This is a genomic window from Chitinophaga arvensicola (assembly GCF_900110835.1).
In the GTDB taxonomy this organism is placed as follows: domain Bacteria; phylum Bacteroidota; class Bacteroidia; order Chitinophagales; family Chitinophagaceae; genus Chitinophaga; species Chitinophaga arvensicola.
Window position 1 is genome coordinate 1,719,400 of record NZ_FOJG01000002.1, and the last position, 12,157, is coordinate 1,731,556.

Genomic DNA, 12,157 nt, shown 5'->3' on the forward strand with positions numbered 1-12,157 from the left:
TTTTTATAAAAATTTCCCCTGGTATTTCACACCCGGAAAATCTTTCTGTGCCTGCTTAAACTGTGCCTCCCACTCCTGCGGCCAGCCAAAAGCAACGGTGGCCTGGGCTTTCAGGTTCACTCCTGCTGCGCCGCTCCAGAAATGAATAAACTCACCCCAGTTCATATCACGCGTATAGGCATTCCCGTTACGCGGAAAATTGGCAGCCAGCAACGTAAAGAAATTATTCAACGCCTTTGCGCCACCATGTTGCTGATAGATCGGGTAAAACCAGTTGCGGAACCATTGAGTTCCCGGCCGGGGGAAATTATCCTTCCCTTCCATCTGCTTGTTAAACCAGCGCCGTGCCTCTGCATCCCAGCCCAATGCCTTGTATACATCGTACTGGTAGATCTCCATCCATTTACTATCCTTCCAGATCGGGAACGCCGGCGAACCATGCACCCCTTTGGAAGCACCTTCTACAATATGGCCTACTTCATGCACCGCCGCATCCAGGTTCCAGCCCGTATTGCTTTCCCAGTTGCCAGCCAGTCCTACATCTATCACGTTCCTGTAATCATGGCTCTCATCCAGGTAAGTGGAAGGATGGCCACCGCCATATTTACCCGTATGCAGCAACACAAACAAACGGTTGTCTTTACCAAAAGCGCCATAGGTACGGGTGGTATAGTTCCATACCTTCGTGAGCAACGTGTCGGGCCAGGTAATACTTTCCGGCGTTTCCGGATCATAATACACTGCCACCGACGAATTATAAAACACGCGGCGCATCTGCTGCTCATGCTCAAACCAATGCTCTTTCCACGTGGGAGGCGGTACCGTATCGTTTAAAGACAAGCGTACACCGGACACCTTTCCTGCCGGCATCATGCCCATCACGGCTATCACTGCCACCATCACGCTTCCTGTTATACCGGTCAACAGGGAATATCTTTTCATACTAAGGGATTTTTATATTTTTTGCTAAATCGATTTTCTGTTGTAAAAAAAACAGTATCTTTCTGGTGAAAATAGCCAACAGGGAACGAATCAATTGTAAAAAATTCCTAACGGATTGTAAACAAAGTTTAAAAGCGCCACGGGACAAGGATAAGTATCAATTGAAAAAAAGCAGGACACATCAACCAAAAGTAATCAAGCGGAGCATGAGGCATTCCATCAAGCTGTATATCCTGACAGCAGTTGTATGTATTATCGCATTGGCTATTGTACAGTTTTTCCTGATATATAATACCTATCAGTTGCTGGACAGTCGTTTTAACTACGTAGAAAAAGGCCGCATCGGCGAGGCTTACAACCTGGCCATTGCCAACGATAAACTGTTTCCGGGTGGTCAACCGCTGCTGGACAGCATCATCGTACCGCAATATCCTTACCTGGAGCAACTATACCATACCAATCCAAAAAGCTTTGACACCGCCGCACAGCGCCTGGTAAACCGTATTATCCGGGAACTGGTGCAGCATGAAAATACCGACAGCATGCTCAAAGCCATCAAAGCCAGTGATGGTATCAAAGATTCGTTACTCTTTGCCCTGTGTATTCACCGGCTGGATTTAAGATTCAAAGACAGTCCCTACGTAAATATTTACAACCGCTTTAAAAAATACCCGCTGATACCAGCATCCCGGCAAAAAGATATTGGATTATATATTTGCGGGAACCTGCAGCAACTGAGCGAAAACAGTTCCGCTTCTTCCCTGGTAGCCAATTCTCCCCTGCCCTACTCCTATTCCCTTTCTTTTTCATTTTATGCAGACCCCTATAACCGGCGTACGCTGGTGCTGCAACAAATGAAATACACCATCCTCCCTGGCTTGCTTACCCTGCTGGCAGTAATTACATTGTTTGGGATCACTCTCTTCAAATGGATCCGGCAAAAACACCTGTCCGATATGAAGTCGGATTTCATCAATAACATCACCCACGAATTCAATACGCCCATCACCGCCATCATCGTGGCGAATAAAAATATTCAGAATGAGAAAACGCTGGAGAATAAACAAAGCGTGACCGCGTTGTCCGAAATCATTCACCGGCAGGCAGAGCGGCTCAAACTCCTGGTGGAAAAGGTGATCAATATTGCCGCTACGGAAAAACTGGCGCTCAGGATCACCACCACCGATCTCAATGAGCTGATCAGCGGCATCCTGGCCGTTTACAGTCTCAATACCATGAAACAGGCCATCCGGTTCAACTTCCACAGCAGCGGCGATCCGGCTATGATTGAAACAGATACCTTTCATTTTACTACCCTGCTACAGAATATACTTGATAACGCCGTGAAGTATAACGACCAGGTACAGAAAGAAATTACCATTACCACCAGGCAACTGAAAGACACGGTGGAACTGATTATACAGGACAATGGTATTGGTATGAACAGCATTACGCTCCGCCATATCTTTGAAAAATTTTACCGCCACCAGCCACATCTCTCCAAACCCACCAAAGGACTGGGGCTGGGGCTTTACTACGTAAAACAATGTATAGATGCACATGGATGGACCATCAAGGTAACCAGCGAACCTGGCGCCGGCAGCACTTTTATAATTACCATACCTTCAAAAATATAATGCTATGAAACATCACATTCTGTTGGTAGAAGATGAAACTGATCTGGGTAATGTTGTGAAGCAATACCTGGAACTGATGGACTTTTCCGTCGAATGGCTGCAAAGCGGCCAGGCAGCGCTGGAAGCCATTACGGCAAAACCACAGGCCTGGCATATTGTACTGATAGACATCAACCTTCCGGAAATGGATGGCTTCGAACTGGCACAGGCTCTGGTAAAAATTCAACCGGGTTTGCCTTTCCTCTTTCTCACCGCACGTGGTGAAAAGAAAGACCGCCTCTATGGCCTGAAAATAGGTGCAGATGATTATATCGTGAAGCCGTTTGATGTAGACGAACTGGTACTACGCATAAAAAATATCCTGAAAAGAAACCAGATCGTTAACAGTGTGGCAATGTCCAATGCTATTGAGCTGGGGGGTATGCGTTTTCATAAAGACTCGCTGAAACTGGTGGCCCCTAACGGCAAGGAAACCATCCTGACACCGCTGGAAAGTGATCTGTTGCTACATTTCTATCACAACAGCAATAAAGTGATCCGGAGAGAAGATATTCTCCACCAGGTATGGGGCGCCAATGATTATTTTGTAGGGAGAAGCCTGGATGTCTTTGTATCCCGCTTCCGCAAATACTTCCAGGGGAATGAGAATATCAGTATCCGCAATATTTATGGAATAGGGTTTATGTTCAGCCTTACGTAAAAAAAAGGGCGGGCGCTACATCGCTTAAGGGCCCGCCCCTGCACATCTCGAATCATTACAAGATGTTGTGCCTGTTTATCAACCGTATCTTTATAAATTTCTTTGTGCTGGAAAAACAAATACAGGAAGGCTTTGCCGCTATAGTGTTTTTCATAGTGATACATCATTAACAGGATCTTCGGAAAAAAGTTCACCAGGCGGTTGTCGTCTCCCATAAAAAAAAATGGATCGGATATAAATTATATCCGATCCATTTTTACTATTAGGTTAATGCCTTATTTCAAGGTATTGATCCAGGTGGCAATTTTCACCGCATCTGCCTGTGGCACTTGCGGGAATGGCGGCATTTCAGTGGCGTAGCCAGGCCAGTTTGCCGGTTGCGGATTCTTGATCAGCGACAAAATCTTTGCTACAGAGTAGTTTCTTTTGGCGATCTCTTTAAATCCTGGGCCTACTTGTCTCTTGTCAGGATTGTGGCAGGAAGAACAAGTGTATTTGTTCAGCAACGGCTTGATCTGCTCGTAGGTCAGCGCCTTTGCAGGAGCTGCTACAGCGGCAGTGGAAGCGGCTTTGGCATCTGCTATTTTGGTAGCGGTAGTTGCTGGTTTATTGGCGGAGTTTTTAGTACTCAGCGCTGAAACCGGCAGTTTGGCGCCTTCCGGGATATTGTTCAGTGTGTAGTATACATCCGGATGCACCAGTGAATAGGAATTTTCCTGTGTACGGATACCATTCAGCGTGAGCTTATGGATGTAGTACTGGCGCAAACCATCGATCACCAGGCGTACTTTCATGCCATCAGGAGAAACCTGCACACCTTTGATGGCCAGCTTTTCCGTGTTTACGGTAGGACTACCATACACCGGGTGATATTTATAGATAAAGCTTTCTACATTGTAAGAAGCGATATCTTCTGCATACTTTTTATCTACCGGTAAGGTGAAGGTGATTTCAAAACCATCAGGCATGGCGCTAACGGTTCTCATTTCAAAAGGCACCTTGTTGTTCCATACCAGGCGTTGAAGGCCCTGGTTGGCATCGCCGGCAGAACCCCATCCACGGTTGGTTTCACCTACGAAGAGGGAACCATCTTTACCCCAGGCCAGGCGTAATACACCGGATTGGAAGCCGCTTCTGAAATCCCAGGCAGCACCCTGGTATTCACCGTTTACTTTTTCCAGGAACACACGTACAATTTTGCTCTGTCCCTGATCGCCGATCAGCACCTGTTTGGCAAAGGGGCCAAAGGTACCTTCAGGAATCGTGGTGAGCTGTGCGTTGGAAATACCCAGGATACCGTGTGGGAGCCATACTGCGGGCAGTTGTACTTCAGGGAAGTACTTCTTCATATCGAACAGGGTCACGAATTTCTCGTTCTCTACGTTTTCAGGCTTGATAGCGCGGCCATTGGCATCTCTGCGGAAGCGCGGATCTACTTTGCTGTACAGCTCTTCTGTAGTCAGTTTTACAGGAGAGTTAGGCAGGTTGGTCCAGCGTAAACCAGCAGGGTGACCTACGAAGCTACCTTTTTTCACGTGTGTTAAACCACCGGAACCCATCCAGTCGCCCTGGTTTTCGGTGTAGAACAGTTCTCCATCAATGGTACCGAGTCCGCAGGGAGAGCGGAAACCGGTAGCATATGGTTCCATTTTACCATCTTCCGTGATGTGCATCATCCAGCCTCTCCAGGGAACACGGCTTTCACCGCGCCACCATTCTTCGTCGCCAAAGGCTACGTTACCGGACACGAAGAAAGAGCCATCGGGACCTAACACCGGACCGAAGCTATATTCATGATAGTGACCGGATAAAGGCCAGGAGTAAACGGTTTCGAACAGGTCCATTTTACCGTCCATGTTGGTATCGGTCATTTTGGTCAGTTCACCGCGTTGTGCGCAGTAGAGGGAACCATTTTTATAGGCCAGTCCCAGTACTTCATGCAGGCCGGAAGCCACTTTCCTGAAGTAGGGTGTTTTGCTGGTCGGGTTCTCTACGATAAAGATATCACCACGGCGGGTAGCCACACCGAGGTCTCCGTTGGGCAGGGTGCATAAGCCACCTACTTCCAGGAGGGTACCTTCCGGTGAACTGATACGCGCGATGCGGAAAAAGTCCTCTTCCTTAGGGGACTCCTGTGCTTTTACAGGGGTGATAGCCGTTGTCATCAGGAACATACCTGCGGCTATTCCTGCTGTAATTCTTTTATAATTAAGTTTCATAATTGTCATTAGTATTGCTGCTTAGAATATAACCGCATAACCTGTTTTCGCCTGTACCGGCACTATCAGCTCCGCGCGGCCGTTCTGGTTGCGGATAATCGGATTAGCTTTGGCATCATCCATCTTCACATAATAAGATTTGTCGCCGATCACATATAATCCCGGAGACACCTGTTCTATACTATCTCCTACGGCTATACGCAGATACAGATCGGAAGCAGGTTGTTGTACGGTAACAGTACGGTGGATACCCTGGTTTTCCGGAAGCACACTGATATCGTCTGAAACAGCGGTGCCATAGATATTATAATGGAAAACGGGTTTGCCGGTTTCATCGAGTGCATAGCCGGTAGGACGGAAGCCGGTGCCGGCGGTGTCTGCGCTCCAGGCAGCCTCTTTGCTGGCCAGTTTCGCGATAGCCATTGCAGGTTGGTTGGTCAGTACCTGAACAGTACCCAGCGGACGGGAAGATCCGTCGCCACGGTCGTGCCACATTGGTGTGGTATTCAGGAATTCACCGCGCCATACCTGGAAAGGTAATCCGTTATCCATATCGTAGGTGTAATGCACTTTGGCAGGACTTCCAACAGATACGGCATGTACTACGCGTTTGCCACCACGTACATCCATAAAGCTGCGCAGAATGGTGTTTTCGTTGGCTGTTACCAGGATAGGATCGGTTGGATCATCTACCGGTACGTTGGCATCGCTGATGGCGAATTCACGGATACCAGCTTCACTTACAGACAAAGTAATGGAAGCTTTGGCCCAGTCGGTGGTTTTGCCATACAGCACTTCTACCGGGTAGCTACCTGGTTGTAAGTCGATGCTGCCACGGCCGTCCCAGCCACGTGGAGTGATTACCGCCTGGTTATTTATTTTCAATGCACCCGGACCGCCGGAAGTGTGCAGGTTGAAATTGTATTTACCGGCAGTTTTCACCGCTAAAGTAGCTGTGTAACGTACCAGGAATTCATTATCCGGTAAACCGGTCAGATTGGAAGTGAGCAGTGCGGAAGTTCCGGTAGCTGCGGGTTTCAGCGTAGCAAAGTCGGGCTCTTTATCAAAGCGGCCTTTGTAAACGCTGTATTTCACGTCTTCCAGTGTTGGTCTGGGAGCGCTATAGTTGTTGATCACAATGTTTCTGAAGGCAACGGTACCATGATCTCCCTGGATACGGAGCGGGCCGGAAGCTACTTCATCGTTCTTCACAGCGCCACGGGTGGGGCCAGACAGTACTACATTTTCCTGGATGGTAACACCATTCAGTTCCAGTTTCAGGATAACGGCATCGGCAATTTTGTTACCGGCAGCATCGAAACGTGGCGCCTGGAAAGCGATTTTCATGTGTTGCCATAATCCTGGAGCACGGCTTACATTCTGGCGGGGAGCATGGCCATCATAGCCCTTCTGTCCTTCCGGTTTGCTGTCGTTCCAGCGTTCGTAGATTCCTCCGTTGTCGGAAGCACGGGGAGCAAGTGTACCCCAGCTATCGAACAACTGTACTTCATAACGTCCCTGCAGATAAATCCCTGAATTGGCGCCTTTGGCCATCATGTAGTCCAGTTCGAGGTCGAGGTCTCCATGTTGTAAAGTGCTGAAAAGATCCTGCCCTGGAGCTTTCTTTTCCGGCATATTTACCAGGATGCCTGTACCTGCAGTTGTTTGCAGCAGGTTGTTCTGTTGCAGGTCAGCTTTAACGCCACCGGCTAAACGCCAGTTGGCTGCGGGCTGCTGAAAAGCAGATAAATCTGTTAATGGCAATTTGTTCTGTGCCATCATCTGTTGACAACTGCCAATACTTAAAATCAATACCAAAGTTCTCCGGTCGTACACACGTAACTGTTTCAACTTTGGACGGAACTTGTTCCATCTAAGCATAGATCTGGATTTTTTTTAAAAAGTTTACATTGATTGCTAAATGCATTTAGCTTTTCGGCCAATACATTACTCTTTTTATAATAGGCAACCCCAATTGTTAATGAAATTTAAATTCTCAACTATCGCTAAACGTGGGACTGTACTAAATTTGAAACGCGGGGACAAAATAGAAATTAATTATAACAAAGTAGGTAGCAAGGGTCAAAAAATTACACCAACGGTAAAAAAAGGGAATGAAATGGATTGCGGAAGATTTTGCCTTACCCCTGAGTAAGACAAAATCTTTCGCGGACTTTTTTATAAAGTAAGCCCGTAAGCGGCCAACTTTTTAACGGTACTTTCATAATCGGTATGACAAAGTCCGTTGATGCCCAATCCATTGGCCACATCTACAAACATGGACCTGTCTTCCAGGTACACTACTTCTTCCGGCCTTACCTGCGCAATATCGAGCGCTATTTTATAGATGTCTGCATCCGGCTTGCGGAAATGAACAAAGCAGGAAGAAATATAGAAATCAACAAAATTGCTGATATTAAAATGATGAATGCGGTGTTCATTTAGCTCGCGTCCTTCATTATTAACGATCGCTATTTTTAACCGGTACTTTGCTTTCAGCTGTGTTACCAGTTCCAGCATTTCGGGAAAGGGTGCTGATTGTGCAAACATAAACTCCCGGAACTGCTGGCGGGTAAAGGAGCGTTCTTCGTAAAACACCACCCTGCTCAGGTATTCGTCGAGTGTAAGTTTTCCTTCTTCATACGTGTCGAAAGTGAGGTGGTGCCGTTCTTCTGTTTCCAGTGCATCCAGTCCGAAAGTCTGGACGGCGAGTTTACGGGCGGCCCTGTCCCAGCCATTGGTCAGTAATACACCACCTATGTCCAGGAAGAGGGTGGAAATCTTTGCATGGTTCTCCATCTGCAGAAAAATTTATTGCTTTATTAAATGTAGGAAGAAGAATTGAGTTTTGTTGGAGCGCCTCCGGCGCTTGTCTTTCTGCAGGATTTTTTTGATTAAAATGATTTTATGATTTTCCTGCCATTTGTTGTTTAGTATTTGGGGAGATGAATGAATGATTTTTTTGATGTTGTAAGATGTATTGTAAGATAATATTTGCCGTTAAATATTTTGGGGAGATGAAAGCAGATACGCTACTTTCATCTCCCCAAATCTTTTATTGTCCCCGAAAATAAAATCATCCGATCAGCCTAATCATCTTAATTCTGCCACAAGACAAGCGCCGGAGGCGCTCCCTACTTTTTCTTCTTCGCTTTCACCTCTGTCACATACCCGTTAAAACTGATCGGCGAGCGGTCGCTGCTGGTCACCTGTAAAGACGCATAGCCTTCACTGGATACACTCAGGTTAAATGACTGGACACCTCTGTTATCCTTTGGCTTGATCGTAATGTTCCAGCCATCCTTTTTACCGGGGGTGGCGTTATAATCAAAGGATTTGGTTTTGAAATCCAGTGGTGACCTGGTAGCGCCGTAATCAACGGAAGTGTAGGCACGGCCAAAATATGGGAGGTAGCTCACTACCGAATCTGCGGCAACAGTAAGATTGTATTCTGATGTAAGATTTCGCATCCGCCCGCTCATTGGCAGGGCCGTTTGCGCTACAAAAACATAATTGTGGGAATCTATCAGGGATTTAACTTTCGCGGCCTTATCCGCTTTCTGCTGCGCTTTTGTTTCCTGTGCAAAAAGGCCGGTGGTAGTCACCGCTCCCAGCAAAAGGAGTATCGCTGCTTTTAATACAAAGAACCTTTTCATATGGTAAGTTTTTACGTCTGTGGGAATGCCAATATCGTACCATAACAGCCGACCTTTCCTTTTGTTCACGGCAGAAAGGGTGCATATTGTAGTTAAATAACTTATTTTTAACAGCCGATGACCAAACCCGGAAACATGCCCAACCCTTATATTTCTCTACTGAAAACCGCGTGGAAGTATGCCCGAAAGGAGCGTAAAAAGTACCTGTTCGTCTATTTATTGTTCCTGCTGGCCAATGTGGTCTTCTCGCTCAATCCCGTATTGTTTGGCTGGTTTATAGGCAGCATTCAGCGTGACAGCGCCCATCTGCCCAGGTATACGCTCATTTTCGCCGCCAGTTACTTTGCATTGAAATTTACCGAATGGTGCTTCCATGGCCCTGCCCGTGTAATGGAACGGCAGCTGGCGTTTAACCTGAGCCGTAACTTTTTACAGGAACGCTATCACCAGGCACTGCACCTGCCGGTAAAATGGCACCAGGATAATCATAGCGGCGCCGTTATAAACCGTATCCGTAAAGCCTATGAAGCACTGAAGGAATTTTTTGAGCGGGGATTTATGTACCTGCATGCCATTTGTAAATTATTGTTTTCAATGATTGCCATGCTCTACTTCTCCCCTTTATACGGTGGCATCGGTATTGCCCTTGGTGTGCTTTGTATCTGGATTGTTCTGCGTTTCGACCGGCCCTTCATTAAAACCCTCAATGAAATGAATGAACGGGAGCATGTGGTATCTGCTACGCTCTTCGACAGCTTATCCAATATCATGACGGTGATTACCCTCCGGCTGGAAAAGAGCATGGAGAATGGTTTGCTGGCAAAGGTGCAGCGCATCTGGCCCCCTTTCCGGAAAAATACCGTGATCAACGAATGGAAATGGTTTGTGGCAGAAATGATGATTACCCTTATTTACTGCGTGATTGCAGTAGGTTATATTTTCCAGCACTGGGTACCGGGAGAAATGTTCCTGGTAGCAGGACTGGTCACGTTACTCGGTTACGTAAACCAGTTCACCAGCGTATTCCAGGACGTAGCCTGGCAATACACCGATGTGGTACAATATAATACAGCGGTAGATACAGCAGGTAATATCAGTGAAGCCTATACGTTGCATCACCGGGCGGATACTGCACCGGAATTACCGGACAACTGGCAGCATATTACCATCCGTGGATTGAACTTTTCACATACGGCCACCTATGAGGACAATGCCGCGCCTCAGCGCCTGCACGACCTGCACATCCGGATCGAAAAGGGGAAAAAGATAGCATTGATCGGAGAAAGCGGCAGTGGAAAAAGTACACTGCTGGCTATTTTACGTGGATTATATGAACCAGAACCGGGTGTAATAATCGAAGTAAACGGAGGTGCGTTACCGTTAGCAACCATCAATGAAAGTGTAACATTGTTTCCGCAGGAACCGGAGATATTTGAAAATACGATCTCGTATAATATTACGCTGGGCTTGCCTTTTCAACCGGAAGAGATTATGACCGTTTGTAACAGCGCCCACTTCTCAGAAGTGGTAGAAATGCTGCCCCAGGGGTTGTTATCTGATATACGGGAAAAAGGCGTCAACCTGTCTGGTGGCCAAAAGCAGCGACTGGCGCTGGCCCGGGGCATCCTGGCCGCGCGTAACAGCCAGGTGATCCTGCTGGATGAACCTACGAGCAGTGTTGATCCTAAAACGGAAGCCATGATCTACGAAAAGATGTTCCAGGCATTTGCAGACAAAGCCATTATCTCCGCTATGCATCGCCTGCACCTGCTGCCGCAATTCGATTATATCTATGTACTTGATCAGGGGCGCATTGCCGCAGAAGGTACTTTCCATTACCTGCGGGCCAACAGCCCTGCTTTCCAGGAACTATGGAAGCACCAGGAGAATAAATAAAGTGTCATTTATAAACTACTGTATATATAATTATTATTTATTATCTTTGACCACGTCCTTACCGGATACGGATACAACGATCCGTTAATGATCAGATGCTTATAACCTACAACTGTATTTCATCCTATGAAAAGGTTCTCTCCCACCAGCTAATTACACTATGAAAACGCTATGCAAAGCATTTCGCTGTACGACCTGAAACGCAAACTGAGAAGCAGTCAGGACCCAGATGAAATTATTACTTTTCTCGGCTACAACCTCTCGTTCTTTACCCGGGAGGAAAGGTCCGGATTGCTATGCGATTTAATGGAGTACCAGGAGATTTTTTTTGAAGCTGCAGAATTATTGATTGAAGAAGGAGGCGCCGATATTCATTATAAAAAAGAAGGCGTTATCCCGGTTATTTTTTGCGCAGTAGGCGCTAATAAGCCACAGGCGGTACAATACCTGCTGAAGAAAGGCGCCTCGTTATTCATTGACAACCCCGATTATCTTTTCGCTATTGCCTATATCTTCAAACATCACCGGTTAACAGCTATCATGGATCTGCTGGTGATCCTGATTGAACACAACATTCATTTCAATTTTGTGCTGGCCAGTCTGGATACCCCTTTGCTGCTGGCTACCCGGCATAATAACAACCGGGAAGTAGTGCAGTTTTTATTATCGGAAGAAGTTGATAAATATGTGTACGACGAGGATGGGTTTACTGCGATCCATTATCTTCCCTTTGCCAAAGCCCCCCATCTTTATAAAGACATGATCACTTCTATAGAGGATATCCAGGTGAAAACAAAGTTTGCCACCAGTATGGAGCCTGTGTTTGAATGTGTGATCAGGGTCAGCGAGCAGCATACTTTTGAAGAATTTATTCATGAAGCGCTGAATGCATTCCTGGAAAACAGACACCGCATGTACGACGATATTTTTGAGAAGTATTATTACCGTCTACACCTGATCGCAGAACATATTTCAAATATCCGGGCCAATACCGGGCAGGCGGTGTAGTATTACGGGGACGGCATATCTCAGCATACAGATAGCACTTTAGCAGAATTTTAATTTGCAACAAAGTTGCAAACCGCTACTTTTGCTATTTCATCATAC

Annotated in this window: 9 protein-coding genes; 4 read left to right on the forward strand and 5 right to left on the reverse strand. The window is 46.6% G+C overall.

Annotation, left to right across the window (positions count from 1 at the left end):
- Positions 1 to 3: 3 nt before the first annotated feature.
- Entirely contained in the window at positions 4 to 942 is a 939-nt protein-coding gene (locus BMW79_RS24320) for a hypothetical protein (RefSeq protein WP_089899076.1), read from the reverse strand.
- Between the two features lie 206 nt (positions 943 to 1,148).
- Here BMW79_RS24320 and BMW79_RS24325 point away from each other — a divergent pair, with 206 nt between their 5' ends.
- Both BMW79_RS24325 and BMW79_RS24330 read left to right on the forward strand, forming a co-directional pair.
- Complete coding sequence (locus BMW79_RS24325) at positions 1,149 to 2,579, forward strand: sensor histidine kinase (RefSeq protein WP_089899080.1); 1,431 nt, start codon at positions 1,149 to 1,151, stop codon at positions 2,577 to 2,579.
- 4 nt (positions 2,580 to 2,583) lie between these two features.
- Positions 2,584 to 3,279, forward strand: coding sequence for a response regulator transcription factor (locus BMW79_RS24330; protein WP_089899084.1), 696 nt, complete (start codon positions 2,584 to 2,586; stop codon positions 3,277 to 3,279).
- 275 nt (positions 3,280 to 3,554) lie between these two features.
- Here BMW79_RS24330 and BMW79_RS24335 read toward each other — a convergent pair whose 3' ends face one another.
- From BMW79_RS24335 to BMW79_RS24355, 4 genes are all read right to left on the reverse strand, one after another.
- Positions 3,555 to 5,498: a hypothetical protein gene (locus tag BMW79_RS24335; RefSeq protein ID WP_218150431.1), complete on the reverse strand. Its 1,944-nt coding sequence runs from the start codon at positions 5,496 to 5,498 to the stop codon at positions 3,555 to 3,557.
- A gap of 21 nt (positions 5,499 to 5,519) precedes the next feature.
- The gene (locus tag BMW79_RS24340) at positions 5,520 to 7,379 is read right to left on the reverse strand and encodes a family 16 glycoside hydrolase (protein WP_089899087.1); all 1,860 of its coding nucleotides are present in this window, start codon (positions 7,377 to 7,379) and stop codon (positions 5,520 to 5,522) included.
- Positions 7,380 to 7,676: 297 nt separating this feature from the next.
- A complete protein-coding gene (locus tag BMW79_RS24350) occupies positions 7,677 to 8,297 on the reverse strand; it encodes an HAD family hydrolase (RefSeq protein WP_089899092.1) in 621 nt (206 codons plus the stop codon).
- A 335-nt stretch (positions 8,298 to 8,632) separates the two neighbouring features.
- Positions 8,633 to 9,154: a DUF4251 domain-containing protein gene (locus BMW79_RS24355; protein ID WP_089899096.1), complete on the reverse strand. Its 522-nt coding sequence runs from the start codon at positions 9,152 to 9,154 to the stop codon at positions 8,633 to 8,635.
- A 135-nt stretch (positions 9,155 to 9,289) separates the two neighbouring features.
- On the opposite strand from BMW79_RS24355, the gene BMW79_RS24360 reads away from it, so the two are divergent.
- Both BMW79_RS24360 and BMW79_RS24365 read left to right on the forward strand, forming a co-directional pair.
- Positions 9,290 to 11,050, forward strand: coding sequence for an ABC transporter ATP-binding protein (locus BMW79_RS24360; protein ID WP_089904195.1), 1,761 nt, complete (start codon positions 9,290 to 9,292; stop codon positions 11,048 to 11,050).
- 171 nt (positions 11,051 to 11,221) lie between these two features.
- Positions 11,222 to 12,058, forward strand: coding sequence for an ankyrin repeat domain-containing protein (locus BMW79_RS24365; RefSeq protein ID WP_089899097.1), 837 nt, complete (start codon positions 11,222 to 11,224; stop codon positions 12,056 to 12,058).
- Positions 12,059 to 12,157 lie beyond the last annotated feature (99 nt).